18 protein-coding genes and 2 pseudogenes are annotated in these 24,703 nt (G+C 63.5%); 5 read left to right on the forward strand and 15 right to left on the reverse strand.

What is annotated here, in order from left to right; translation table 11 throughout:
- Window positions 1-250: 250 nt before the first annotated feature.
- Window positions 251-583, forward strand: a pseudogene (locus AB4Y36_RS35140) (transposase); the annotation flags it as partial.
- A 144-nt stretch (window positions 584-727) separates the two neighbouring features.
- Here the strand turns inward: AB4Y36_RS35140 and AB4Y36_RS35145 are convergent.
- Both AB4Y36_RS35145 and AB4Y36_RS35150 read right to left on the reverse strand, forming a co-directional pair.
- Entirely contained in the window at window positions 728-1,825 is a 1,098-nt protein-coding gene (locus tag AB4Y36_RS35145) for a lactonase family protein (protein ID WP_368685433.1), read from the reverse strand.
- 53 nt (window positions 1,826-1,878) lie between these two features.
- The gene (locus tag AB4Y36_RS35150; protein ID WP_368685434.1) at window positions 1,879-3,438 is read right to left on the reverse strand and encodes a methyl-accepting chemotaxis protein; all 1,560 of its coding nucleotides are present in this window, start codon (window positions 3,436-3,438) and stop codon (window positions 1,879-1,881) included.
- Between the two features lie 417 nt (window positions 3,439-3,855).
- Between AB4Y36_RS35150 and AB4Y36_RS35155 the strand changes: the two genes are divergently transcribed.
- Entirely contained in the window at window positions 3,856-5,211 is a 1,356-nt protein-coding gene (locus AB4Y36_RS35155; protein WP_342948908.1) for an MFS transporter, read from the forward strand.
- Between the two features lie 42 nt (window positions 5,212-5,253).
- Here AB4Y36_RS35155 and AB4Y36_RS35160 read toward each other — a convergent pair whose 3' ends face one another.
- Both AB4Y36_RS35160 and AB4Y36_RS35165 read right to left on the reverse strand, forming a co-directional pair.
- On the reverse strand, window positions 5,254-6,477 hold the full coding sequence (locus AB4Y36_RS35160; protein ID WP_342948909.1) for an MFS transporter: 1,224 nt from the start codon (window positions 6,475-6,477) through the stop codon (window positions 5,254-5,256).
- 14 nt (window positions 6,478-6,491) lie between these two features.
- Window positions 6,492-6,944 carry a MarR family transcriptional regulator gene (locus AB4Y36_RS35165; RefSeq protein ID WP_342948910.1) on the reverse strand — a complete coding sequence of 151 codons (453 nt, stop codon included), beginning with the start codon at window positions 6,942-6,944 and terminating at the stop codon, window positions 6,492-6,494.
- Window positions 6,945-7,809: 865 nt separating this feature from the next.
- Here AB4Y36_RS35165 and AB4Y36_RS35170 point away from each other — a divergent pair.
- Complete coding sequence (locus tag AB4Y36_RS35170) at window positions 7,810-11,241, forward strand: autotransporter outer membrane beta-barrel domain-containing protein (protein WP_368685435.1); 3,432 nt, start codon at window positions 7,810-7,812, stop codon at window positions 11,239-11,241.
- A 76-nt stretch (window positions 11,242-11,317) separates the two neighbouring features.
- Here AB4Y36_RS35170 and AB4Y36_RS35175 read toward each other — a convergent pair whose 3' ends face one another.
- The 10 genes from AB4Y36_RS35175 to msuE all read right to left on the reverse strand — a co-directional run bounded on the left by AB4Y36_RS35175 (window position 11,318) and on the right by msuE (window position 21,373).
- Window positions 11,318-11,923, reverse strand: a complete 606-nt coding sequence (locus AB4Y36_RS35175; RefSeq protein WP_368685436.1) for an HD-GYP domain-containing protein — start codon at window positions 11,921-11,923, stop codon at window positions 11,318-11,320.
- A gap of 145 nt (window positions 11,924-12,068) precedes the next feature.
- The gene (locus tag AB4Y36_RS35180; RefSeq protein WP_368685437.1) at window positions 12,069-13,409 is read right to left on the reverse strand and encodes a LuxR C-terminal-related transcriptional regulator; all 1,341 of its coding nucleotides are present in this window, start codon (window positions 13,407-13,409) and stop codon (window positions 12,069-12,071) included.
- A gap of 130 nt (window positions 13,410-13,539) precedes the next feature.
- Window positions 13,540-14,460, reverse strand: a complete 921-nt coding sequence (locus tag AB4Y36_RS35185; RefSeq protein ID WP_368685438.1) for an aldo/keto reductase family oxidoreductase — start codon at window positions 14,458-14,460, stop codon at window positions 13,540-13,542.
- A gap of 175 nt (window positions 14,461-14,635) precedes the next feature.
- On the reverse strand, window positions 14,636-15,436 hold the full coding sequence (locus tag AB4Y36_RS35190) for an ABC transporter ATP-binding protein (RefSeq protein WP_069268633.1): 801 nt from the start codon (window positions 15,434-15,436) through the stop codon (window positions 14,636-14,638).
- A gap of 1 nt (window position 15,437) precedes the next feature.
- On the reverse strand, window positions 15,438-16,802 hold the full coding sequence (locus AB4Y36_RS35195) for an ABC transporter substrate-binding protein (protein WP_368685439.1): 1,365 nt from the start codon (window positions 16,800-16,802) through the stop codon (window positions 15,438-15,440).
- Between the two features lie 54 nt (window positions 16,803-16,856).
- Window positions 16,857-17,891 carry a branched-chain amino acid ABC transporter permease gene (locus tag AB4Y36_RS35200; protein WP_368685440.1) on the reverse strand — a complete coding sequence of 345 codons (1,035 nt, stop codon included), beginning with the start codon at window positions 17,889-17,891 and terminating at the stop codon, window positions 16,857-16,859.
- Between the two features lie 10 nt (window positions 17,892-17,901).
- The gene (locus tag AB4Y36_RS35205; protein WP_368685441.1) at window positions 17,902-18,783 is read right to left on the reverse strand and encodes a branched-chain amino acid ABC transporter permease; all 882 of its coding nucleotides are present in this window, start codon (window positions 18,781-18,783) and stop codon (window positions 17,902-17,904) included.
- Window positions 18,784-18,794: 11 nt separating this feature from the next.
- Window positions 18,795-19,574, reverse strand: a complete 780-nt coding sequence (locus AB4Y36_RS35210; RefSeq protein WP_368685442.1) for an ABC transporter ATP-binding protein — start codon at window positions 19,572-19,574, stop codon at window positions 18,795-18,797.
- A 99-nt stretch (window positions 19,575-19,673) separates the two neighbouring features.
- Complete coding sequence (gene sfnG / locus AB4Y36_RS35215; RefSeq protein ID WP_368685443.1) at window positions 19,674-20,777, reverse strand: dimethylsulfone monooxygenase SfnG; 1,104 nt, start codon at window positions 20,775-20,777, stop codon at window positions 19,674-19,676.
- A gap of 26 nt (window positions 20,778-20,803) precedes the next feature.
- Complete coding sequence (gene msuE / locus AB4Y36_RS35220) at window positions 20,804-21,373, reverse strand: FMN reductase (protein WP_368685444.1); 570 nt, start codon at window positions 21,371-21,373, stop codon at window positions 20,804-20,806.
- 436 nt (window positions 21,374-21,809) lie between these two features.
- Here msuE and AB4Y36_RS35225 point away from each other — a divergent pair, with 436 nt between their 5' ends.
- A complete protein-coding gene (locus AB4Y36_RS35225) occupies window positions 21,810-23,036 on the forward strand; it encodes an acyl-CoA dehydrogenase family protein (RefSeq protein WP_368685445.1) in 1,227 nt (408 codons plus the stop codon).
- Window positions 23,033-24,139, forward strand: a complete 1,107-nt coding sequence (locus AB4Y36_RS35230) for a sigma-54-dependent Fis family transcriptional regulator (protein WP_069268640.1) — start codon at window positions 23,033-23,035, stop codon at window positions 24,137-24,139. Before AB4Y36_RS35225 ends, AB4Y36_RS35230 begins: the two co-directional genes overlap by 4 nt.
- Window positions 24,140-24,175: 36 nt before the next feature.
- Here the strand turns inward: AB4Y36_RS35230 and AB4Y36_RS35235 are convergent.
- Window positions 24,176-24,703, reverse strand: a pseudogene (locus AB4Y36_RS35235) (monooxygenase); the annotation flags it as partial.

Raw genomic sequence — 24,703 nt, forward strand, 5'->3', positions numbered from 1 at the left:
GTCGTAGGCGTGGCCTCAAACGCAGACGAACGCGCGAGGCCTGCGCAGTTCAGGTACGCCAGTACTGACTCGTTAGCACCGTGATTACGTGTGCGATATACGACGCGCCAGTTATATAGGACTTCGAATTAACGATTCGGCGTCCCTTGGCCGCATCGGATGGTGTCCAGGCAAGTACGGCGACGTCGGTGGCCGGCGCTTCAATGTTGCGCACGCCGCTCTAACGACGGCAATGCCTGCCTCCGCTGAACACGGTCAGGAAACGGGTGTGTACGCCGACGCCGGCTATCAGGGTATCGAAACGCGATGCCAGACGAACCCGGTTCGCTGGCATGTCGCGATGCGGACACGCCAGCGTCGACAACTGGCCCTGAACGATCGTCTGGACGCGATATCCGACTAGATTGAACGCTTGAAAGCGGGCATCAGCGCCAAGGTTGAACATCCGCTCCGCGTGCTCAAGCAGCAATCTGGCTATACGAAGACCCGGTACCGAGGGTTATTGAAGAACACCGCGCAGATCACGAAACTGTTCGCCCTGGGCAACCTCTGGATGGCACGCAAGGCTTTACGCAATGCCTGAAACTGAGGTTCAGGCCGCGAGTCGCGGCACACGGATGTCGTCACGCCTCAAGAGCGGACGACCAGTCTGCCAGCAGGCTCTTACGGCTAATACGACTCACTAGTAAAAAATCAGTGCTCCCAAAAGGAGTGGTGCAGACCCTCCCTAGCTGTTCGAACCGTCGAAATCCACCACTTCGACCCAGTTCGCACCCTTGCCCACCGGGTACTTGCCAAGCTCATGCAGCGCACCGCTCTTCACATCGATGCGGTACGCGCTCAGCGTGGGCGAGAGTTGGCCCACGGCAAGCAGATACTGGCCCGACGGATCGATATTGAAGCCGCGCGGCTGCTTCTCGGTGGCGTACGTGCCGATGCGCGTGAGCTTGCCCGTTTGCTGGTTCACGCGGTACGCACCCAGCGTGCTCGACGTGCGCTCCGAGATGTACAGGTGGCGGCCATCGGGCGTGAGGTGGACATCGGCGCCCCACGGCTTGTCGCCGGAGAAACCGGCGGGCAGGATCGAGATCGTCTGGATCGGCTTGACTGTATTGTTCGCCGCGTTGAAGGCGAGCACGTGCAGCTTGCCGTCGAGTTCGTCGATCAGATAGACGAAGCGCTGGTCCGGCGAAAACTGGAAGTGACGGGGACCGGAATCCTTCGGCAGCGAGTAAGCGGGCTTCGCGTCTTCGGTGAGCGCGCCCGTCGAGGCGTCGAATTTCAGGCGCAGCCATGCGTCGGCGCCGAGCACCGAGGCAAATGCGTAGCGGTTGTCCGGCGAGGTGCGAATGATGTGCGCCATCGGGCCCGTCTTCACGGTTTGCAGCACGTCGCCCACCACACCGTTTTCGCCGATGTGGTTCACCGCCAGCAAATTGCCGCCGTACGAAGCGGAAAGCAGATAGCGACCCGTACCGTCGGTGGAAACATAGGCCATGCTCTCCGCGAGCGGCGCGCGGCCGAGTTCGACGAGACGGCCGTCGAGAGGATTCACGGCGAAGCTCACCACGCGATACGGCTTCGAGCGCAGCGCTGCATACAGGTGATGATGGTCGGGCGAGAACGCCATCGGCATCACCGTGCCGCCCACGGGCACGGTCTCGACCGTCGCCAATGCGCCGTTTTGCGCATCGAGGCGAAACACCGAAATGTCCTGGCTGTCGGCGTTCGACACATACACGTAGCTAGCCGCATGCACGGCCGCCGATGCCGCGAGCCCGAAAACAGCACCCACCACGCTGCGCAAGATTGCCTTCTTCTTCATGTCGTCCTTTCTGGTTTGTTAGTTCTATTGATTGGTCTTGCGCATATCCATCCTCACGCAAGCGCGCCGACGCGAAACACCGAAACTGCTTCCCTCATCGATTGCGCCTGATGCTCGAGCGCGCTTGCGGCGGCAGCGGCCTGCTCGACGAGCGCGGCGTTCTGCTGCGTGACCTGATCCATCTGACTCACGGCCATGCCCACCTGCTGAATGCCTGTGCTCTGCTCGGCGGTGGCCGTCGTGATCTCGGCCATGATGGTGGCGACGTTGCGTACCGAGTTGACGATCTCGCTCATCGCCTCGCCTGCCTGCGCGACGAGCGCGTTGCCGTTGCGCACGTCTTCCATCGAGGCGCCGATCAGCTCCTTGATCTCGCGTGCGGCGCCTGCACTGCGCTGCGCGAGCGTGCGCACTTCGCCCGCGACCACGGCGAAGCCGCGTCCCTGCTCGCCCGCGCGCGCCGATTCCACGGCGGCGTTGAGCGCAAGAATATTGGTCTGGAACGCGATGCTGTCGATCATGCTCGTGATCTCGGCAATCTTCTGCGAGCTGGCGCTGATGTCCTGCATGGTCTGCACGGCGCGTCCCACCACGTCGCCGCCGCGCTGCGCGAGTTCGGCCGCGCCCGTGGCGAGCGTGCTGGCCTCGGATGCGTTCACGGAGTTCTGCTTCACCGTGGAGGTGAGTTCTTCCATACTCGCGGCCGTTTCTTCGAGCGAGGCGGACTGTTCTTCCGTGCGGCTCGACAGATCGAGATTGCCCGCCGCAATCTCGCGCGCGGCCGTGTGAATTGCGTCACAACTGTCGCGCACGCCGGCCACGGTGTGCGAGAGCCCCGCCTGCATCCGTCGCATGGCCGCGAACAGCACGCCGATTTCGTTGCGGCCTGCTTCGGGCACGCGCACGGTGAGATCGTTCGAGGCAATGCGATCGAGCACCGCCGCGGCGTCGGCCAGCGGGCGCGACACGATACGCTGCAAAGCAAAATGCGTGACGACGACGAGCGCCAGCGCGATGGCCACGCCCACGCCCACGAGCGTGACGATCCATCCATAGCGCGCGTTGCCGTCGTCGAGCGTCGCCTCGGCGAGCGCGTTGGCGAGCTTCTGGAACTTCTCCACGTTCACCGAATAGGCTGCGCCCGCGGCGGTGATGTCGGTGTCGTTCACTGCCACGTACGCGGCCGTGTCGCCGTTGCGCAGCGCGTCGGTGGCGCGCGTGAGCGTGTTCGAGAGTTGCGCCGCCGACTCGAGCAACTGCCGCTTGAGGTCCGCGTCCATGCCGTCGAAAGCCGGCGCATTGGCGAAGGCCTGCGTCTCGCTCGTCGAAAGCTCGAAGCTGTGGGCCGCGCTCTTCAGCGCGGAGTCGCGCGTCGCCGTGTCGTTGCGTTCCTTGAGCGCGCTGTAGCCGCGCACGAGCGCCGAACGCGTGCGTGTGGTGTCCTTGTAGGCGTCGTTGACCAGAATGGTCTGACGCGCGATTTCATGCAGGCGTTGGGCGCTGGCGTTCGACTCCCTGAGCGAGAACACGCCCGCGAAGCCGCCAATCAGGATCATCACGCCAAAGATCACCAGCACTGCAAGGAGGCTGGCTCGTACCGTCGTGTTGCGCATGTTGCTTCAATCCCCGGTTTCCATGGTGTTCTTCTTTACGGCTCAAATGCCGGAGTCTTGAGGGGCCAATCGCCATGTTGTCCAACAACTTGGCCGCATCATCCATAATCGCGCGACTATCCTGAAAATCGAGTTTACCCTGAGGCCGACTCAAGAGGCATACGGTCCGGTTGCATCGGCTTCCCGGGCGTTGTACGATTAGCTCAGACAACTAGTCACGATGTCAAACAACTTTCTGACAACTGACTGAACAAGTAGCGAATCAGGTCCACAAACAGAACGCGCTTGACGCGAGTCAGGCGCGTTCTTGCGTAAGTAGATGCGGCGTGCACGAGGCGCGCCGTCCGGAGACAGCAGAGGCAGGCCGCGGCGTGAGCGCAGCGGCCTGCCTCTCGCGCACGAGAGAGGTCGATCCACATGTCGTTGAGCCGCACCGCCACGCAGTCCGATGTCGCCAGGCGCACCAGGGTGCGCTACCTGATCCTCTCGCTGATCTTCATCATCACCACGCTCAATTACGCTGACCGCGCCACGCTCTCGGTCACGGGTTCGGCCATGCGAACCGAGTTCGGGCTCGACGCCATCCACATGGGCTACATCTTCTCGGCGTTCAGCTGGGCCTATGTGCTCGCGCAGGTGCCCGCGGGTTGGGTGCTCGACCGCTTCGGCGCGCGCAGAGTGTACGCGGGCAGCATCTTCCTGTGGTCGCTGTTCACGCTGCTGCAAAGCTCGATTGGCCTGCTCGGCAGCGCGGGCGCAGCGATTGCGGGCCTTTTCGCGCTGCGCTTCGCGATGGGCGCGGCCGAAGCGCCCGCCTTCCCCGCCAACGCGAAAGTCGTGGCGAGCTGGTTCCCGGCGAAAGAGCGCGGCACGGCGTCGGCGATTTTCAATTCGGCGCAGTATTTCGCAGCCGTCGTGTTCACGCCGCTCATGGCGTGGCTCACGCATGCGTATGGCTGGCATCACGTTTATATCGTGATGGGCGTGGGCGGCCTCGTGCTCGCCTTCGCGTGGATCCGCTTCATGAAGAATCCGGCCGATCATCCGGGCGTGAACCAGCAGGAACTCGAATACATCGAGGCGGGCGGCGGCATAGTGAACGGGCATCAACACGCAGCGCGCGGCGAGCGCAGGGAACGTAAGGGCGCGAACTGGGCGGTCATCCGCCAGCTGCTCGGCAACCGCATGCTGCTGGGCGTCTATCTCGCGCAGTACTGCATCAACGTGCTCACGTACTTCTTCCTCACGTGGTTCCCGATCTACCTCGTGCAGGCGCGCCACATGACCATCCTGAAGGCTGGGCTCATTGCTTCGCTGCCGGCGATCTGCGGCTTCCTGGGCGGGGTGCTGGGCGGCGTGGCTTCGGACGCCCTGGTCCGCTCGGGCCGCTCGCTCACCATGGCGCGCAAGGTGCCGATCGTCGGCGGCATGGTGCTCTCGTCGTGCATCGTCGGCTGCAACTACGTGAACAGCGACTGGATCGTGGTCGCGCTCATGTCGCTCGCGTTCTTCGGCAAGGGTCTGGGCGCGCTCGGCTGGGCCGTGATCGCCGATACCGCGCCGCGCGAAGCCATCGGCCTCTCGGGCTCGATCTTCAACATGTTCGGCAATGTGGCCGGCATCGTCACGCCGATCGTGATCGGCTATCTCGTGGCGGAAACCGGCTCGTTCAACGGCGCGCTCGCCTTTGTCGGCATCAACGCGATCGTTACGGTGATCAGCTATCTCGTGATCGTGAAGGACATCAAGCGCGTGGAGTTGAAGCCCGCCTGATAGTGCGTGATTGCGCGTGCTTGTGGGTAACCGTGCGGCGCGCTATGGCTTCTCGTGGGCCCGCCGCGCGAGCGTGCGGGCCGCGACGATCGCCGCCGCGAAGCCTGAAGCCGCGCCGACCAGCAAGGCCCAGCGCGGCCCCCAGTGGTCGGCGACCCACCCCACGATCGGCGCACCGATGGGCGTGCCGCCCAGCGCCACGGCCAGCCGAATCGCCAGCACGCGGCCCCGCATGCCGGGCTCGGTGGACAGCTGCATGAGGCTGTTGGTTTCGGTGGTGAACGTGAGCGCCGCGATGCCGATCATCACGAGCGCGCCGCCGAACCACCAGTAGCCCGGCGCAACAGAAGCCAGCACGCAACCCACTCCGAACGCCGCCGCTGCGAACAGCAGCGAGATGAAACGCGGATGGCTGCGCCCCGCTCCGAAGAAGGCGCCGCTCATGGTGCCCACCGCCATCATCGAAGACAGGAGTCCATAGCGTCCCGCGTCGGCGTGAAAGACGTTCACGGCCATCGTCGAGATGAAGATCGGAAAATTCAGCCCGAAGGTGCCGATCAAAAACAGCATGACGAGAATGGCCCGCAGGTCCGGACGCGCCCACACGTAGTGGAACCCCGCGGCAATCCCGCCCTTCGCGGGTTGCGTACGTCTTGCCGAACGCAGTTCGTCCACGCGCAAACGCGTGAGCGAAACCAGTACGGCGACGAACGACAGGCCGTTGAGCAGGAAGGCCCAGCCCACGCCCACCGACGCAATGACGATTCCCGCCACGGCCGGGCCTAACATGCGCGCGGCGTTGAACGAGGTGGAATTGAGCGCGACGGCGTTGGAGAGATCGGCGTCGCCCACCAGCTCCGAGACGAAGGTTTGCCGCACCGGCGAATCGAATGCCGTCGTGCAGCCGAACAGGAACGCGAACACGTACACGTGCCAAAGCTGCACGAGCCCCGTTGCCGTGAGCACGCCCAGTGCAATGGCCAGCGTGCCGAGCAGCGCCTGCGTGACCATGAGCAGCTTGCGCTGGTCGAAGTGGTCGGCGGCGAAGCCCGACCAGGGCATGAACAGCATTTGAGGGCCGAACTGCAAGCCCATCACGATACCGACCGCCGCTGCGCTGTGATGCGTGAGCCCGGTGAGCACGAGCCAGTCTTGCGCCGTGCGCTGCATCCACGTGCCGACGTTCGAGACGAGCGCGCCAGCGGACCACACGCGATAGTTGTAAGTCCTGAGCGAACGAAAGAATCCGGATGCTGGAGCGCCCATGTGACCGCCTCGCCTTAGTCGGCCACGAGCCGCTTGAGCAGTTCGACTGCCGCGGCTAGCTGCTGTTGCTCGGCGGCCGAAAGGCGCGTGTCGATCCTGCGCGAGAGCCAGTCCTGGCGCGCCGCCCGCCCTTCCTTGAGCCACTCGCGAAAGGCTTGAGTGAGCGACCAGAGCGTTTGGCGCCCGTCGTTCGGGTCGGGTGCGCCGCTGATATGGCCCGCCGCCTCGAGCGGCGCGATGAGCGTCCCCATGGACTGCGGGCGCATGCCCTCCGCGCGCGCGAGGCTCGACACCGTGGACGGCCCCTCGCGCTCGAGTCGCTGCAGCACGGCCATCTGGGAAGGCGTGAAGTCGCCGAGGATCGCCTGCTCGCGAAAACGGCGGCGCAACTGCCCGACCAGTGCGCGCAGGTCGCCGGCAAGTGCCGCGGCAAGGTCGGGAGGGGGAGTTTGGGCGCGTTCGGTCATCCCCGCATTCTAGGTGATGTGAAGGTAAACTGCAAAGATAACCTTCACATCTCCAGTGACGTGGAAAGTACGCCCGAACGTATCGTCGACGTGATGCGAAACAATTGAGTCTGTCGCGAGTGCGTCTTGTTTTTTAACATCCACCTGATCTCGATTTGAATACTAAATAAGTAATCAATCGGAATGCCGTGCTTCAATTCCTGAAACAATCATATTCTAAAATCAGCACGGGAATAGACGCCAAAAAGAACCAACCGAAAACGCGCCACCGATAATTCGAATGAAAACCCTTCCCAGATGTAATGTTTTGTAGTATTTCGTCTATACGTCGGCTTCGGTTTAGTTCGGCAACAGGTGCCGGATGGGAGATTGCAGAGACAAGCGGCGGCTCTTGGGGAATCTATTCTATTTAGTATTCCTCATTCAATGTCTGGCGCGCCAGACGAACAGGATGTCGTGCCGTGAAGCGCCTTTTGCGACGGCGGTCTTCGTCGCGCCGACCTTTGGAGGCGAGATGCGCAAGAAGAGGCACTACGGCCACAGGCGGTGTATGGATCGTTCCGCGCTCCGTGAGGTTTCGCGCACATATCATTCGGGGCGGCGGCGCGTCATCCCCGCGTCCATTAGCGCATGGCTCGCGCTGTGCGCCGCGACATCAGTCCACGCGCAATACGACGTTGTGGTTGGCCCCGGCAGTTACAGCTACTCCCAGAAGTTCAATAACATCAGGGGCCTGATTGTTGGTTCAACAACGATCGACCCGCAGCCGCCGTATCCAGGTCAACTGGGCGGCGCTGGTGTGTCGGTCGAACCATACGGCTCAGTCGTCATCAATCCAGATGCCGGGTCACAGCCCGGCAATGTCATGATTTATTCGCATTATGTGAATGGTGCACCCAACGATGGCCTGTACGTTTCGGGTGGCGCGCTGACGATCAACGGCAGCAGCCACGGCTACGGCACCTATGTCTCGACCGACGGGCAACAGGTGCACGGCATCTACGCGCCCTATTCGGGCTCGGCGACGACTCCCACTACGCTCGACGCCACCAATCTCTATATCACGACCGCCGGCAACTCGGCAGATGGAATTCGAGCCTACAGCACCACATTTGGCGCACCCGTCATCACGCTGCGAGATTCATCGATCACCACATCGAGCGGCTACACCAATGCGTACGGCGTGCGCGCTTATCCCTATTCCGGCACAGTCGGCCCGACAATCAACCTCATCAACACCGACGTACGCGCGCTGGGGACGTCGACATACGGAATCGCTTCCTCGGCGTCCACGATCAATCTCACCAACGGTTCGGTGTCGACCGTCGCGCCCAGCGCCTACACCACATACATCTACAACGCCTCGACGCTCAACGCGAACGGCACGCTTTTCAGTTCGAGCGGCACATCGGGTATCGCGCTCTATGAGAGCGGCGCCTCGACAGCCGCCCTGACGAACGCGCAGTTCTCGACCACGGGTGACAATGCGCACGGCATCTACGACACCGCTTCGACATTCACTGCACAGGGCGGCTCGATCAAGACCACGGGTTCGGGCGCGCTCGGAATCTGGCTCACGAATAGCGCAAGGGCAACACTCAACGGAATGGGCGTTTCAACGGGAGGTGCGACGGGTTATGGCATCTATCTGGGCAACAGCGCCAGCCTCGAGATGCAGGGCGGCGGCGTTACCACCTCGGGCAGCACGGCGCACGGAGTCTGGGTCACGGGCGGCAGCACCGCCGCGATCGAAGGCGCAACGATCAGCACGAGCGGAACGACGGCGCGCGGCGTGTACGTCAGCGGCACAGGCTCGAGCGCGACGCTGACGAACGACCACATCTCGACGACGGGCAGCCAGAGCCCCGGTGTCTATGGCGCGACGGACGCGACCGTGACAATGCAGGGCGGCAACGTGTCGACGGCCGGGCCGAGTGCATACGCAACGTGGTTCGCAAATTCCGTGCTTGCCATGCTGAACGGCACCGCGATCCGCAGCGCGGGAAGCAACGCCTATGGCCTGCTCGTCGGAGGCCTCAGTGCGAGCGCCAGCGCCACCGATGTCACGATCACGACAACAGGCGCGGGTGCCGCGGGTTACTACGTCTGGGCCACGGGTATCTTGCAGGCCAACGGCGGCAGCGTGTCGACGAGCGGAGCGAACGCGGCGGGCGTAGTCGTCGACGGCCTGTCGAGCGCGACGCTCGCACGCGATGCCAACGGCGCGGGTACGAGCGTGACCACGAGCGGGAGCGGTTCGCATGCGGTGCGCGTCACCAACGGCGGCACGCTGAACGCCAACGGTGCATCGCTGCACGCGACGGGCGACAACAGTAACGGCTTGTATCTTTCGGGTAGCGCAACGGCATCCACAGCGGCAAACCCGGTTGCCGACACGCATCCCGCCACGCCGGGCGTGACGCTGGCCGCCGCACTTCCCGTCTTGCGCGCGGGAGAGCCCGAGGAAAACGTTACGCTCACCAACACGACGGTGCAGGCGGACAAGGGCGCGGGCATCCTTGTCGCGGGCGGCGTGGCCAACGCGGCGCTCACGGGATCCGTGGTCACGGGGGCGAGCGCAGCGCTCGATGCGACGACGGCCTCTCTCCCCTCGACGCTCACCGTCAATGCGGACAGTTCGACGCTCAATGGCACGGTACTGACCGACACGGACAGCACGACGACGCTGAACCTCACGAATTCGAGCCGCTGGAATGTGACCGGCGACTCCACGGTCTCCACGCTGACGAACGCGAACAGCCTGATTGACTTCCAGGCGTCGTCGGCGCTCGGCACGGCGCGGACCTCCGCGTCCTCGTATCGCGTGGTCAATGTGACCGGCAACTACAACGGCACGCAGGGCACGGTCGCCGTGAATACGTGGCTCAATGCGGGCGGCTCGTTGAGCGCGCAATTTACGGATCGTTTGCTCATTGCGGGCAATGCATCGGGTGTCACGTATGTCGACGTGAAGCCGGTTCCGGGCAGCCCAGGCGGACTCACGGCGCCGACCGGCGTGATCGGCCCCAACGAGGGCATCTCGGTCGTGCAGGTCGCGGGTGTTTCGGCACAGGGTGCGTTCCGGCTCGCGGGCGGCTATGTCGTCGCGCCGGAGAGCCCATATGAATACGCGCTCTATGCCTATGGTACACAGTCATCGCATGGCAGCGCCGACGACACGCAGCGGCTAGTCGGCAGCGGCGGTGAACATTGGGACTATCGCCTGCAGAGCGTATATGTAACGCCGGAGGGGCCGGTCGATCCTGTCGACCCGGGCCCAGGACCGTTGCCCCCCTCGCCCGTGCCAGAAGAGGAGGTGCGGATCCCCCTCAACGCACGCCCGGCCGTGGTTCCGCAGGTGGCCGCGTATCTGGGGGCGCCCGCCGCGTTTCTCTACGCCGGCCTGATCGATATGGACTCGTTGCATCGCCGCCTCGGCGAGATCCGCGACGACAGCGATCTTGGTCGTGACGGCGGACCCGCTGAAATGTTCTTCCGCGCATACGGCGGCGACTTCAATTATTCGTCGAACATAGGCTTTCAGCAGTTCGGTTACAACATGTTCGGCGACTACAGCGCGTTTCAGTTCGGAGCGAATGCGTTCAGGTTACGCAACGACAACGGTCTGTGGCGATTCGGACTGGCTGGTTCGGTGGGCTGGCTCCATTTCGAACCCGAGGCTGTCGATGGTCCGAGCAGCAGCCGCTCGAACACCTACCGGTTATCTGGCTTTGGCACCTACCAGAGCCGGCAGGGCTGGTATTTCGACGGCATTCTCTCGGTAGGCTGGTTCAATGGCGACGTCGACACAACAGCGAGAGGCCAAACCATGAAACTGCAGGGAAACAGCTACGCGGCTTCGCTGGAAGCCGGCTATCCGTTTGCGCTGCCGTATCGCATCAACATCGAGCCCCAGATCCAGCTCGTCGGCCAGCATCTGAGCTTCCACAACTCGTTGGATGCAGACGATCTCGACATCAATATCGGCTCGCAGAATCAGCTTACGGGGCGCCTCGGGTTGCGTATCACACGCCCCTTCGACGTTCACACCGGGCGCGTCACACCGTATGCGGAAATCGACGTGTTGCACTCGTTCACGACTGGCACCAACGTGCAGATCAGCGACGTTCAGTTCGCGAGCGGCAAGATGGGAGACGCCCTCCAATATTCGCTCGGCATCAACGGCACCTATACGACCAACCTCTCGCTCTATGGCCGCGTGTCCTACCAGCAGCAGATCGGCAATGGCGGATTCCGCGGATGGCTCATCAATGGCGGCGCGCGATGCGTGTTCTAGCTAACCCTCCGGTTCTTCGCAATCCGAATCTGCACTTTGAACTGCAAACCAACGAATATCAACGAGCCCACACAGGCTACGCCGGGCAGATCATCAGGAGCCGGGACGGCAGAGAAAGAAACACATCGGCGAGGTACGAGTCGAACAGCGCGCCGCGACCCTCCGAGATGATTGCGCGTGCCGATTCATGAGAACGCGCGCGGGAATACGCGCGATCGTGAACCATCGCATCGTAGGCGTCGCAAATTGCGACGATGCGTGCCCCGAATGGGATTTCCTCCCCCTTGCGCCCTTCGGGATACCCCGAGCCGTCCCACCTTTCGTGGTGGAAGCGACAAATGTCTTCCATCGTTTGCTTCGCCGCCAGTGGAACGTTGACCATCGTGCGCGAAATCATCGCAGCACCTGCAACGGTGTGCGTTTGAATGATGCGGAACTCCTCGCTTGTCAGGCGCTGCGGCTTCTCAAGGATGTTCTCCGGCACGACTAGCTTTCCGATGTCGTGGAACAACGCCGCCAGTGCAAGCAGTTGGGGATCGCATCGATCATGGCCCGGTGCGCCTCGAGTTTTCCCCGTCAACTCTGTTGCGAGGTAAAACGTATAAAGCGCAGTCCTCGTGCTGTGGGCAATGAGTTCTCGCATCGCAGGGTTACCCATTTGCATCAGGAAGATCGTGTTCATCTTGATGGCCTTTAGGCGATTCGAAGATGAGCAGATAATGACCCTGCCAGGCTTACTGCAATATTGGCGATCCCTGATTTTCGTGTAGGGAAGGCACTACACCAGCCGCCTTACGCACGGCACTGACGCTTCACGCGGGACTCTGTCACGACCCATCCAGGGGCGCTGTTGTGTTCCTGTTGCTCTCCGTTCGCAGCAACGTCATGGTCAGAACAGTCAAGGATGATCCGGTCTGGTCACTCCTCCGTAATTTCGCGCCAAGTGCCGTCGCCATGTGCTGTTGGAGTTGCTGCCCGGTTTGCGCGACATGTACGCCGATGTTACTGGTATCGTCCCGCCGTGCATTCGGGCTCTTGCCTTCGGAACCTATCTCCACGGCAATATCGACCATGCCGCCCGTGCGCAGCGTGGATGAAAAACGCAGGGGCACAGTGGCGCCCGGCCCCGCATTGCGGATGGCTTCATAAAGGAGGGTGGAAAGCAGTTGCGCGTAGCCGTCGATATCGACCCAAACGAGCGTGCCGCCACGCCCCTGAAATCGTGTCGTGACACGTATGCCCAGCGGTGTCGCATCGCGCTCGACCGTCGCGGCAACCTCCCGCGTTAGCTGCCGAACATCGCTTCGCTCAGTGCGTGACTCGTGCCGCGGCTCATTCGAGGCCATCAGTGCCTGAAGTTGACGCAGATGCATTTGTGCGACGAGCAGCCGTCCGCGCAGTTCCCCTGACGATCCGCAATCCGCCTGAGAGCCCCCCTCGCCTGAATCGAGAATAGCCAGCGCACGCGTGATCGACTCGCCGATCACCTGGCCAAACGTCAACGCGTGCGCCGCTCGCGCTTCCCAGATCTCAAGCGTTGCCGCGCATGCGTCGCGCAGTTCGACGAACATACGCTCCGGCCCGCTCACGTTGAACGTGCCGCAGATCATCTTCGTGAAGCTTCCGGCATCGTCGAGGAGAGGCGCCCCCCAGTGAACCCCGATCGCCGTCTGGCCGTCGGCCACGCCGACTGCGTCGACGCGATACGGCACACCGCTCGCAACCGTGTCACAAAATGCCGATTCCACGCGGCGCGCGGTTGCCTCGTCTGCGCCCAGAGCGCGGGCCTGCTGAGGCAGATCAGCATCGTAAAGGTCGGCGCCACGTTGCCCGAGCAGCGTCTGCAAATGACGGTTAGCAAACACGATGCGTCCGTCCATCGACCGGATGGAAACGGCGTAGGGCAATGTGTCGAGAAGCGCGTGCGTATCGCCTGACGGCTGGGTTGCCGGGGCCGACGCCGGTTCGTACCCCGAACTGCCGGGGTGCTCTATTTCGATTGTTGAGATGAGTCCGTTGCGACGCGCGACTTCAGCCAGTTCGATGAGAGACTTCGCCCCGAGCTTTTCCATCAGCCGCGTCTTGTACGTGCTAACGGTCCGGTCGTTGAGCGCCAGCTCGTCTGCAATCCTGCGAATGCGATATCCCTTCGCCGGTTCACCCCGCACTGTTCGATTTCCCGCACAGCCTATTCTAATCAGATGGGATTATCGGACAATTCGAACGCGCCCATACATACAACGTTCCCGGCTACGGGCCACGCCGTAGACATTCTCCTGTGCGCCTGCGGCGATCGATTCATGCGATTGTCTTCTGCCCTTTCCCAATCGCGTCCAGTTGCGCCAGTACCTCACCGGAGAGCTCAAGCGTCTGCGCTGTCATGTTCTCGCGTAGATGCGCAAGCGACGATGTCCCCGGAATCAAAAGAATATTTGGCGACCGGTGCAGAAGCCACGCTAGCGCAACGGCCATCGGCGTGGCCTCGAGCATTCTTGCGATGTCTGACAGCGCTGAGGACTGAATCGGCGTGAAACCGCCCAGCGGGAAGAACGGCACATAGGCGATACCGCGTGCCGCCAGCGCATCGATCAACCCATCGTCGTCGCGGTGCACCAGGTTGTAGTGGTTCTGGACACAGACTATCGGTGCGATCTTTTCTGCATCGTCGATCTGCTTCGCTGTCGCGTTGGAGATGCCGATGTGGCGCACGAGCCCGTGCTCGCGCAGTGCGGCGAGCGCTTCCATTTCCCGTTCGACGGAGCCTTCGGCGGGCTTGTGGACGTCGCCCATGATGCGCAGATTGACCACGTCGAGCGTGTCGAGCCCCAGATTGCGCAGATTGTCGTGCACGGCGCGCTCGATGTCGGAGGGCTCCAGCGCGGGCAGCCAGGCGCCCGTGCCGTCGCGCACCGCGCCCACCTTGGTGACGATCGTGAGATCGTCGGCATAGGGATGGAGCGCCTCGCGGATGATCTGGTTCGTCACGTGCGGGCCATAGAAGTCGCTCGTGTCGAGATGGTTTACGCCGAGTGCGAGCGCCTCGCGCAGCACAGCCACGGCAGCCGCGCGGTCCTTCGGCGGGCCGAATACGCCGGGGCCGGCAAGCTGCATGGCCCCGTAGCCCACACGGTTGACGGTGCGGCCGGCGAATGGGAACGTGCGCGCGGGTTGTGCGCGTTGTTGGGTCTGGGCGGGGGAATGGTTGGACGGCTGCGGCATGTCGTGCTCCTCGTGAACGGATGGCGCCAGTATGGGCGCTGCCGCGCCGTTCGATAATTCCCTCAGGTTCGCACGGGGTGTTCGAAATTTTGCACAATAAGATGACGGGCTATGGGAATTGAACGACACCCGAGCCGGGCACTTCTGCGTTTCCACACCATCGCTTGGGCACATATCAGCCAGTCAAAGCCTGTCTCGCGCGCCCGGAGCGGCGCGCAATGTAATCGACCGCTGCGCCGCCAAGGTATGCGTCGTGCAGCACGTCGAGGCGCGCGAGCTCGGCTGCCGATCCGTGTGCAACCACGCGACCGCCTTCGAGTACATAGCCATGCTTTGCATAACGCAGCGCCATCGTCGCGTTCTGCTCCGCGAGCAGAAAACTGACCCCCTCGTCGCGGTTGAGCGCCGCGACGATCTCGAAAATTTCCTCGACGACCATCGGCGCAAGCCCCATTGAAGGCTCGTCGAGCAGCACGAGCGAAGGACGCGCCATCAGCGCACGGCCGATCGCCACCATCTGCTGCTCGCCACCCGACGTCAATCCCGCCAGCGACTGGCGCTTGACCTTCAGACGCGGAAAGATCCCGTAGATCCGCTCGAGATGGGCCTCGATCTCAGCCCGTCGCGGCCGCCTGGCGAACGATCCGATCCGCAGGTTTTCCTCGACTGACAGGTGCGCAAAGCAGCGCCGCCCTTCAAGCACCTGGACAAGTCCGCGCTCGACCAGTGTCCACGGCTCGACGCGCGCGACATCGTCGCCGCGATAGACGATGCGACCGCCCGTCAGTTCGCCACGCTCCGCGCGTACGAGGTTCGAGATCGCCCTGAGCGTGGTCGTCTTGCCCGCGCCGTTGCCGCCGAGCAGCGCGACGATCTCGCCCTCGGGCACCGCCAGCGACACCCCGCGCAAGGCGGGGATGATCTGGCTATAGGTCACGGCGATCTCGTCGACCTGCAGGATCGGAGTGCTCGTCATGTTAGAGGTCCTTGCTGCAATCGCGTGGCGTAATGCCCTTTTCCTTCGCGTACGACAGCGCAGACTTCTCGATGATCGGACGTAGCAGCTCGCGGTCCGCCTGCACCCAGTTGCTGATCACGTTCCATTTCCGGCCGTCCCATTGCTGGAAGCGCACGGCACCGCCGCCTTCGTGGTCCGCGCAGGTCAATTTGAGCGGCTGCACGAGGCCGAGTGCGCCGAGTTGCTTGAGGCGCGCATCGTCCAGATCCAGATGCTCGAAGCCCCAGCGCACCTGCTCGCCCGTGAGCGGCTTGTTGCCGAACTTGCGCTGCGCAACGCGCACCGCCTCGACGTTGAGAATACCGTTCACCACGCCCAGGTTGTAGTAGACGGTGCCAAAGCGCGCCGGGTCCTTGAGGTTGCCGTTGCCGGGCTTCACCACGTACTGGTTGATCGCCTGCAGCACCGGGTAGTCCGTGCCCGAGGGGTGCGTCGTGATCGAGATGAAGCCCTTTGCCGCATCACCTGCGGGCCGGACGTCTTCCTCGGAATTGCTCCAGATGTTGCCGATGATGTGATCGACCGGATAGCCGACCTTCTGCGCGGTCTTGATCGCTACTGGATTCATCACACCCCAGCCGCGCAAGATCACCCAGTCGGGATTGATCTGGTGAATCTTCAGCCACTGCGAACCCTGTTCGTTGCCAGGATGCGGCACTTCGATCTGGGTCACGTCGAAGCCATATTTCTTCGCGAGCAGATCGACCACAGGAATCGTTTCGCGGCCGTACGGCGAACCGTGATATAGCACGACAATCTTCTTGCCCTTGAGCGCGGCGAGACCACCCGAGCGCTGCCCGATGTAGTTGACGATCGCGGAGACCTCGCTGTACGGATTCAGCTGCAGCGGGAACACATAAGGGAACACTGCACCGTCGGTCGAATCGGTGCGGCCATGGTTGATCGTGATGAGCGGGATCTTGTCGGCCGCCGAACGGTCGAGCGTCGCGTAAGCGATACCGACCGACAACGGGTTCGTAGCCGCGGTCGGCGCGCCGTCGGGGCCGCCGCTCTTCAGGCGCTCATAGCATTCGACGCCCTTCTCCACCACGTACTCGGTCTCGCACTCCTTCCACACGAGCTTGACGCCGTTCACGCCCCCGTCGCGCGCGTTGATCAACTGCAGATAGTCGATGAAGCCGCCGAAGAAGCCGCTGCCACCGGCTGCGTAGGGGCCGACCCGGTAGCTTTGCAGCGGAAAATACTCCTCACCCGCCGCATACACCTGAGGCAACGCGCCAACGGTGAGCGCAAGCGCGGCCACGAAAGCCGAGGACCACTGTCGCCACTTGGCGCGAGAGGGACGAATATCATTATTTCGCATAACAAAATATTCCTTGAACGATAAAAGAAACAATAAGGCGGGGAGATTAACGGCTCAGGATTGCTTCGGCCGACGTTGACGGACGATCTGCACGAGTCTCGCGAGGCCTTCCGGTTCCTTGATCAGAAAGACGATGATCAGCGTACCGAAGACGATCTTCTGCAGGTTCTGCACCTGGTCTGCGCCGATGCCTGCGTGGGCCAGCGCGCCAGCCGCGTTCGAAAGCAGGATCGGCAGTAAAACGATGAAGGCGGCGCCAAGAAAGTTGCCCGAGATGCTGCCCATGCCGCCGATGATGATGATGAACAGCACCTGGAACGAAAGATTCAGGTTGAAGCCGTCCGGCTCGATCGTGCCGAGATACGCGAAGGCCCACAGCGCGCCGGCGATGCCAAGCACGAAGGAACTCAGCGCGAAGGCCAGCAGCTTGCTGCGCCCCACCGGGATGCCGATCACGCGCGCGGCGGCTTCCATGTCGCGTACAGCCATCCAGCGCCGGCCAAGTTCGCTGCGCACGAGGCTCGCGCCGAATGCGAACAGCAAGGTCGCGACGCCGAGCACGAACAGGTAGCGCGACACCGGCGTGTCGATGCGCCAGCGACCGATCGCGAGCTGCGGCGCGCTCAACACGCCGGACGTGTCGTAGTTCGAGAACCACCCCACGCGCGTGAACAGCCAGACCACGAAGAACTGGGCGGCCAGCGTCGAGACGATCAGGTAGAAGCCCTTGATACGCAGGCTCGGCAGTCCGAACAGCACGCCGGCCGCGGCGCTGACCAGGCCGCCGAGCAGCAGGTCGACCGGCAGCGGCAGCGCAGGCACACGTACGAGCAGGTTGTAGGTCGCATAGGCGCCGATCGACATGAACGCGGCCGAACCGAGCGACAACTGCCCCGCATAGCCGGTCAGGAAGTTCAGTCCGAGTCCGGCCACGGACAGGATCAGAAACGGCACGAGGATCGCGTTCAGCCAGTAGTCGTTCGCCGCGAGCGGCACGCCGGCAAACGCGACGAGCGCGCCCGCAAGCGGCACCGCCAGCCGGCGCAGGTTCAGCCGGCGCGGTTCGGCGAGGGGACGGGTCAATTCCATCAAGGTTTCCTTAAACGCGCTCGACGGCCGCCTCGCCGAACAGGCCGGACGGGCGCGCGAGCAGGAACAGCATTGCAAGCAGATAGGGGAACCAGTTCTCGATGCCGTCGCCGATCACGCTCCCGACATAAACCTCGGCCAGCTTCTCCGTTGCGCCGACCAGCAGCCCGCCGACGATCGCGCCGCCGATCGACGAGAAGCCGCCGATGATCAGCACCGGCAGAGCCTTGAGCACGACGAGCGAGAGCGAGAACTGCACGCCGAGCCGCGCGCCCCAGAGCAGACCCGCAACGAGGCTGACGAAGCCAGCCAGTGCCCAGACGATGGCCCAGACGCGCGGCAGCCGCACGCCGACCGCGAAGGCGGCGAGCGGATCGTCGGCCACGGCCCGCAGCGACAGGCCAAAACGCGAGCGCTTCGCGAGCTGCGACAGCGCAAGCACCAGCACGCCCGCCGTGGCGGCCGCGAACAGGTCGAAGCGGCTCACCATTACGCCGCCCAGATGCAGCGGCCGGTCGTCGATGCCGAGATCGAGCCCGTGCACCTGCGCGCCCCAGAACAGCTGCGCCGCGCCTTCGAGAATCAGGCTCAGACCGAGGGTGGCCATGAACAGCACGATCGGCGCGCGGTTGACGAGCGGGCGCAGCACGAAGCGGCCGGTTGCGATCGCGATCAGTACGAGCGCGGCGAGCGTCGCCCCGAACGACAGCCACGGGTTCCAGCCGCGCTCAACGAGGCTCACGTAAGTCAGCGCACCGAACAGCACGAGCGAGCCCTGCGCGAAGTTGAAGATGCCCGACGCCTTGTAGATCAGCACGAAGCCGATCGCGACCAGCGAATACATCACGCCGGCCAGCAGTCCGCCCACCAGCACCTCGAAAAAGAATTGCATTGCGCACCCTCTCAATGACGTGTGCCGAGATAGGCCGCCAGCACATCCGGGTTCGTGCGGACTTCGTTGGGCCTGCCGTCGGCAATCTTTTTTCCGTAGTCGAGCACGACCACGTGATCGGACAAGCCCATCACCACGCCGATGTCGTGCTCGATCAGCACGACCGTGACGCCCAGATGCTCGTTGGCATCGAGCACGTACCCGGCCATCGCGTGCTTCTCCTCGGTATTCATGCCGGCCATGGGCTCGTCGAGCAGCAGCAGGCGTGGTTCGGCAGCGAGCGCACGCGCCAGCTCGACCCGCTTCTGTAACCCGTAGGACAGGGTGCCCACCACGCTGTCGCGCCAGGGCTGCAGATCCAGTGCTTCGATCACGCGCTCAGCGCGCTCGCGCTGCAAGGCTTCATCCCGTGCGGCACGGCCAACGTGCAGTGTCTGCTCGAGCCATGTACTACGGCGATGCAGGTTGCGCCCGGCCAGCACGTTGTCGAACACGCTCATGCGCCGGAACAGCGCGAGGTTCTGGAACGTGCGTGCGATGCCGCGATGCGCGGCGTCGTGCGCGTCCATGCGCCGGTAAGCATGGCCGTCGAAGCGCAGCGCGCCATGCTGCGGACGATAGACGCCGTTGATCACGTTCAGCAGCGAACTCTTGCCCGCGCCGTTCGGGCCGATCAACGCACAGATCTCGCCTGCCGCCACTTCGAAACTGATATCGGTAATGGCCTTGACGCCCCCGAACGACACGGAAATGCCGTCGAGCGCGAGCAGGGCCGTCGAGGCTTGCGTCATGCTGATTCACCCCTTGGGGTGCCGTTTCCCAGTTGTGTTCTTCTGTTTCGTGCGGGCGGGTCTGCTCGCGCGCCCGGCCTCGCCCCGCCGCCGCTTGCGTCAGGCGGCCTGCTTTTCGCGCTGGGCCTCGAGCTCGCGCACGAGCGGCAGCACCTTCTGGCCGAAATACTCGACTTCCTCGATGAAATGCAGGAAGCCGGTCAGCACCAGGTCGACCCCGATCGACTTCAGTTCGACGATACGTTCGGCGATCTGCTGCGGCGTGCCGATCAGGTTCGTGCGGAAGCCGTCGTTGTACTGAACGAGATCCTCGAAGGTCGACTTGGCCCAGTTGCCCTCGCCTTCCGGCGACGCCTTGCCCGCCTCCTTGACCGCATCGCCGAACGCGTGCACCGCCTCGACGTGCGCATGCCTGATGATGTCGTCGAGCACGGCCTTCGCTTCCTCTTCAGTATCGCGCGCGATCACGAAGGCATTGACGCCGATACGCACCTGGTGATTGTTCTGCGCCGCCTTCGCACGGATATCGTCGATCTGGGCCTTGAGATTCTCGGGCGTGTTGCCGTTCGTGAAATACCAGTCCGATACACTCGCCGCGTTGTCGCGCGCCGCGCGCGAGCTGCCGCCCTGGAAAATCTCGGGATGGGGCTTCTGCACCGGCTTCGGACTCAACGTGTAGTTGTTGAAGCGGTAGAAGTCGCCCTTGAACGTGAAGTTGTCCTCGGTCCAGATGCCCTTGAGCGCGCGGATGAACTCGTTCGAGCGGCGGTAACGCTCGTCGTGCTCGAGCCACGGTTCACCGATCGCGGTGAACTCGCCCTTGAACCAGCCGCTCACGACGTTGATCGCGATGCGGCCGTTCGAGATGTGGTCGATGGTGGCGATCTGCTTGGCGACCACTGCCGGATGCCACGGACCAGGCAGGATCGCTGCGAGCACCTTGAGCCTGGTGGTCGACTGCAGCAGCGCCTGGCTAAACGAGACCGACTCGTGCTGATACTCCGCGCCGTAGCCGGCCGTGAAGCGAATCTGGCTCAGAGCATATTCAAAGCCCGCACGCTCGGCGGTCTGCGCAAGACGCTGGTTGTACTCGAGGCTCCAGTCGGTGCGCTGCTCGATCGTGCTGACGACAAGGCCGCCGCTCACGTTGGGCACCCAGTAGGCGAACTTGAGGGCATCTCTGGTTTGGGAAGTCTGGCTCATTGAAGATTCCTTGAATGACTTTGGATTCAAACGGCGAGCGCCGCAGTAACGTTTTCCGCACGCGCACCGACGTACGGTGCCGCACGCTCTACAGCGAGTGCGATACGAGCGCGCAACGCGTCGCTTGCGATCTCGTAGCGATCGAAATCGCTTTCGGAGGCGTAGACGCCGATCGGCAGCGTGTGCGCCTGGAAGAAGCTGAAGAGCGGCCGCAACTGGTGATCGATCACGAGCGCATGACGCTCGCTGCCGCCCGTGGCGGCCAGCAGCACCGGAACATCGATCAGCGCCTCGTGGTGCACGAGATCGAACAGATGCTTGAAGAGGCCGGTATAGGAGGCGCGATACACCGGACTTGCCGCAATCACGAGGTCGGCTGTCTCGATCGCCCGGATGTGTTCTTCGATATCCGCCGGCACCTGCGCACGCGTGAGCGCACCGGAGAGCCGTCCGGCGATCTCGCCGAGATCGATCACGCGGATTTCGACAGGCAGCGCGGCTTCCAGCGCGGACAGCAGCGACTGCACCAGCGCCAGCGTGCGCGACGGCCGCTGCAAGCTGCCCGACACGGCCACGATCTTGTATTTCTTGCTCATGAGGATTCCTTCGTGAATCGGGACGTGTCTGATCGGTCCCGTCATGAGCTAAAGGCAAGGACTGTGCCAAATCGCGCGAACTGGCTACTTACAGATGAACGGCTGACATAGCAGCAGTTTTCGTCATCGAGCGGCTTACCGGAAGGGGAAATGCACCTGATAAGCACATCCCGGCAGCACTCGGATCGATATGCCGACATGTGATGACGCACCGGCAACAGCGCTGCTTCTTCGTTGCTTCCCACGCAGCAGCACTGGTTCGTCACATGAATGGAAGTACTTAAGACGCATGGGTTCGCGTCTCGATGCTGCTAGCGCAGCAGCCTGATTAGGTTATGAGAAATCCTTGCTTCTCTCGAGTGCCAAAACCTTGAACACTGTGCTGATCCTGCAGCACGCATGCGCGTGCAGTGCTGCTTCACCCGATCACACTGCAATGGCATCCACTTCCCTATCGTTGCCGCTGGCCGACGCGCCGGAGGACATCCGGCCCATCCCGCAGGTCGAATCGCCATTGAGCGTCGCCCGGCGTCTTGCTGAACGCTTTGCGCGGACCGCAGCTGAGCGCGACGCGCGCGGCGGCACACCGAAGGCGGAACGCGACGCGCTGCGTGCGAGCGGCCTGCTCGCACTGAGCATCCCTGCGGTACATGGCGGCCTCGGTGCGGACTGGCGCACGACTCTCGACGTCGTGCGCGTGCTCGCGTGCGCCGACAGTTCACTCGCGCACGTGTTCGGATTCCATCACCTGATGCTGGCCACGGCCCGCCTGTTCGGCTCGCGGGAGCAATGGCAGGCGCTGTTCGAACAGACCTCGCGGCACCGGTGGTTCTGGGGCAATGCGCTCAATCCGCTCGACGAACGCACACTTGCGCATCCGCGCGGAGCGTGGCTCGAATTCAGCGGGCAAAAGAGCTTCTGCTCGGGCGCGCTCGACTCGGAAATGCTGATCGTCTCCGCGCGCTACGCCGAAACGCGTGCGTTTCTCGTAGCCGCCGTGCCAACCCAGCGAAGCGGTATCGCGATCGCAGACGACTGGAATAATTTCGGCCAACGCCAGACCGACAGCGGTTCGGTGACGTTCGAACGGGTCCGCGTCGAGCATCACGAGATCCTTTCGGACCCAGGACCGCTCTCGTCGCCGTTTGCATGTCTGAGGCCACTCGTTGCGCAACTGATCCTGACGAACATCTATCTCGGCATTGCCGAGGCCGCGTTCGAGGACGCCCGTCACTACACCCTGAACGAAGCACGGCCCTGGCCCGCCGCGAAGGTCGCGAGCACCGGCGAGGACCCGTACATCCTGAGCCATTACGGCGAGTTCTGGCTCGGACTGGAATCCGCCCGCGCGCTCGCGGACCGGGCCGCTGCAGGACTGGACAAGGCATGGTCGCGCGACACCGGCCTCACGGCGACCGAACGCGGCGAGGTGGCGCTAGCCATTGCGAGCGCCAAGGTCGTGGCCGCACAAACAGGCCTCGACATCTGTACGCGCATGTTCGATGTCGCCGGCGCCCGCGCGACCCATGGAGAGCTTCGGCTCGACCGCCACTGGCGCAACCTGCGCACCCATACGCTACACGATCCGCTCGCCTACAAGATCCGCGAGATCGGCGAATGGGCGCTCAACCGAACCTATCCTACGCCGAGCTTCTACTCATGAACCAACCGCTCTCCCACGCATGGCCCGATGATGCCGAAGCCAACGGCGATGTTTCTGTCCTCACGCTGCCGCACAGGCATTCGCTGACCACCTCGATCCGTGCGCGCGCGCAGGTCTTCGTCGATCCCCGCTCGATCGAACTGCTTGAGCGGATCCAGCTGGTCGCGCCCAGCGACGCAAATATCCTGATCATCGGCGAGACCGGCACGGGCAAGGAACTGATCGCGCGCCACGTCCACAGTCTGAGCGGGCGGCGCGACAAGCCGTTTGTCGCGGTCAACTGCGGCGCGTTTTCTGAAACGCTGGTCGAAAGCGAGCTGTTCGGGCACGAGAAAGGCGCCTTCACCGGCGCGTTCAACGCCAAGCCGGGCTGGTTCGAGGCGGCCAACGGCGGCACGCTCTTCCTCGACGAGATCGGCGACCTGCCGCTGTCGATGCAGGTCAAGCTGCTGCGTGTGCTGCAGGAGCGCGAGGTCGTGCGGCTTGGTTCCCGGCGCGGTATTCCGATCGACGTGCGCGTGGTGGCGGCGACGAATGTCCACCTGCAGCACGCGGTGGCGGCCGGGCATTTCCGCAGCGACCTGTTCTACCGACTCAACGTCGTACAGCTCGCCATTCCGACGCTGCGCGAGCGCACCGGCGACATCCTTCCGCTCGCCCGCTACTTCATCGAGGACTACCGCGGCCGGCTCGGTTACGGGCCAGGCACGATCTCGCCGCGCGCCGAACAGAAGCTGCTCGCGTACAGCTGGCCGGGCAACATTCGCGAGCTTGAGAACGTGATTCATCACGCCCTGCTCGTGAGCCGCCACGACACCCTTCAGGACGGTGACCTGCACCTGTTCTCGTCGGGCATCACGGCCCCGGCTGGTGCGAGCGTGAGTGCGCCGAGCGGCCCGCACTACGCACTCGAATCGGCGTTGCTCGAACTGTTCAACGGCGAGCACGAGAATCTTTTCGAGCAGATCGAGGACATGGTCATGCGCACGGCGTTCGAGTACAGCCACCGCAACCAGATTCAGGCGGCGAAACTTCTCGGCATCAGCCGCAACGTGCTGCGCGCGCGGCTGATCAGGACGAAGGAAATCGCGGCCATCAAATAGCGGCGCCGTCCGCGAGACGGCACCGCACGTTCGTACTCAGGCCGCCTTCTGCCCCTTCGCGGGACCGGCTCCGATCGCCCAAACGTACGGCGGCTCGGTGCCGTTGATTTCGCGATCTCCCACAATGCGCTCCTTGAAGACGATCGGATTGTGCGAGGCCGCCGTGCGGGCGTTGCGCCAGTGGCGGTCGAGCCGCTTCTGCTCGCTCGTGCCCGATGCGCCAAGCGCGTTGAACAGCAGCGTGGTCGCGCGCAGCACGAGGTCGGCAATCGCGCTCTGGCCGCGCGCAGAATCCAGTTCGGCGTCGACGTTCGCCTCGTGCTCGGCGTGCGCATCGCCCCCGAAACGCGCCTCATACGCGCGTTGCGAAGCCTGTGCCGCGCGCACGGCTGTTGCCTCGGCGGCGAACACGAGCGACGAGACCTGGCCCACGACCTGCTGGACCTGCGGATCTTGCGCGAACGAAGGCGCATTGCCATGACTAAAGATGCGCCGGCGCGAACGCACCTCCTGCGAGATGTCGCGCAGCGCGGCGCGGCCCGTGCCCGCGAGCACGGCGAGCAG

Source organism: Paraburkholderia sp. BR10936 (assembly GCF_040965735.1).
Taxonomy (GTDB): domain Bacteria; phylum Pseudomonadota; class Gammaproteobacteria; order Burkholderiales; family Burkholderiaceae; genus Paraburkholderia; species Paraburkholderia nodosa_A.

Excerpts from the sequence above, each read along its gene's own strand:
- AB4Y36_RS35165 (WP_342948910.1), bottom strand. The coding sequence starts at position 6,944 with ATGACCGAACGCGCCCAAACTCCCCCTCCCGACCTTGCCGCGGCACTT.
- AB4Y36_RS35170 (WP_368685435.1), top strand. The coding sequence starts at position 7,810 with ATGATTTATTCGCATTATGTGAATGGTGCACCCAACGATGGCCTGTAC.
- msuE (WP_368685444.1), bottom strand. The coding sequence starts at position 21,373 with ATGAGCAAGAAATACAAGATCGTGGCCGTGTCGGGCAGCTTGCAGCGG.
- sfnG (WP_368685443.1), bottom strand. The coding sequence starts at position 20,777 with ATGAGCCAGACTTCCCAAACCAGAGATGCCCTCAAGTTCGCCTACTGG.
- AB4Y36_RS35155 (WP_342948908.1), top strand. The coding sequence starts at position 3,856 with ATGTCGTTGAGCCGCACCGCCACGCAGTCCGATGTCGCCAGGCGCACC.
- AB4Y36_RS35195 (WP_368685439.1), bottom strand. The coding sequence starts at position 16,802 with ATGCGAAATAATGATATTCGTCCCTCTCGCGCCAAGTGGCGACAGTGG.
- AB4Y36_RS35145 (WP_368685433.1), bottom strand. The coding sequence starts at position 1,825 with ATGAAGAAGAAGGCAATCTTGCGCAGCGTGGTGGGTGCTGTTTTCGGG.
- AB4Y36_RS35225 (WP_368685445.1), top strand. The coding sequence starts at position 21,810 with ATGGCATCCACTTCCCTATCGTTGCCGCTGGCCGACGCGCCGGAGGAC.
- AB4Y36_RS35205 (WP_368685441.1), bottom strand. The coding sequence starts at position 18,783 with ATGCAATTCTTTTTCGAGGTGCTGGTGGGCGGACTGCTGGCCGGCGTG.
- AB4Y36_RS35185 (WP_368685438.1), bottom strand. The coding sequence starts at position 14,460 with ATGCCGCAGCCGTCCAACCATTCCCCCGCCCAGACCCAACAACGCGCA.
- AB4Y36_RS35230 (WP_069268640.1), top strand. The coding sequence starts at position 23,033 with ATGAACCAACCGCTCTCCCACGCATGGCCCGATGATGCCGAAGCCAAC.
- AB4Y36_RS35190 (WP_069268633.1), bottom strand. The coding sequence starts at position 15,436 with ATGACGAGCACTCCGATCCTGCAGGTCGACGAGATCGCCGTGACCTAT.
- AB4Y36_RS35175 (WP_368685436.1), bottom strand. The coding sequence starts at position 11,923 with ATGAACACGATCTTCCTGATGCAAATGGGTAACCCTGCGATGCGAGAA.
- AB4Y36_RS35200 (WP_368685440.1), bottom strand. The coding sequence starts at position 17,891 with ATGGAATTGACCCGTCCCCTCGCCGAACCGCGCCGGCTGAACCTGCGC.
- AB4Y36_RS35210 (WP_368685442.1), bottom strand. The coding sequence starts at position 19,574 with ATGACGCAAGCCTCGACGGCCCTGCTCGCGCTCGACGGCATTTCCGTG.
- AB4Y36_RS35150 (WP_368685434.1), bottom strand. The coding sequence starts at position 3,438 with ATGCGCAACACGACGGTACGAGCCAGCCTCCTTGCAGTGCTGGTGATC.
- AB4Y36_RS35160 (WP_342948909.1), bottom strand. The coding sequence starts at position 6,477 with ATGGGCGCTCCAGCATCCGGATTCTTTCGTTCGCTCAGGACTTACAAC.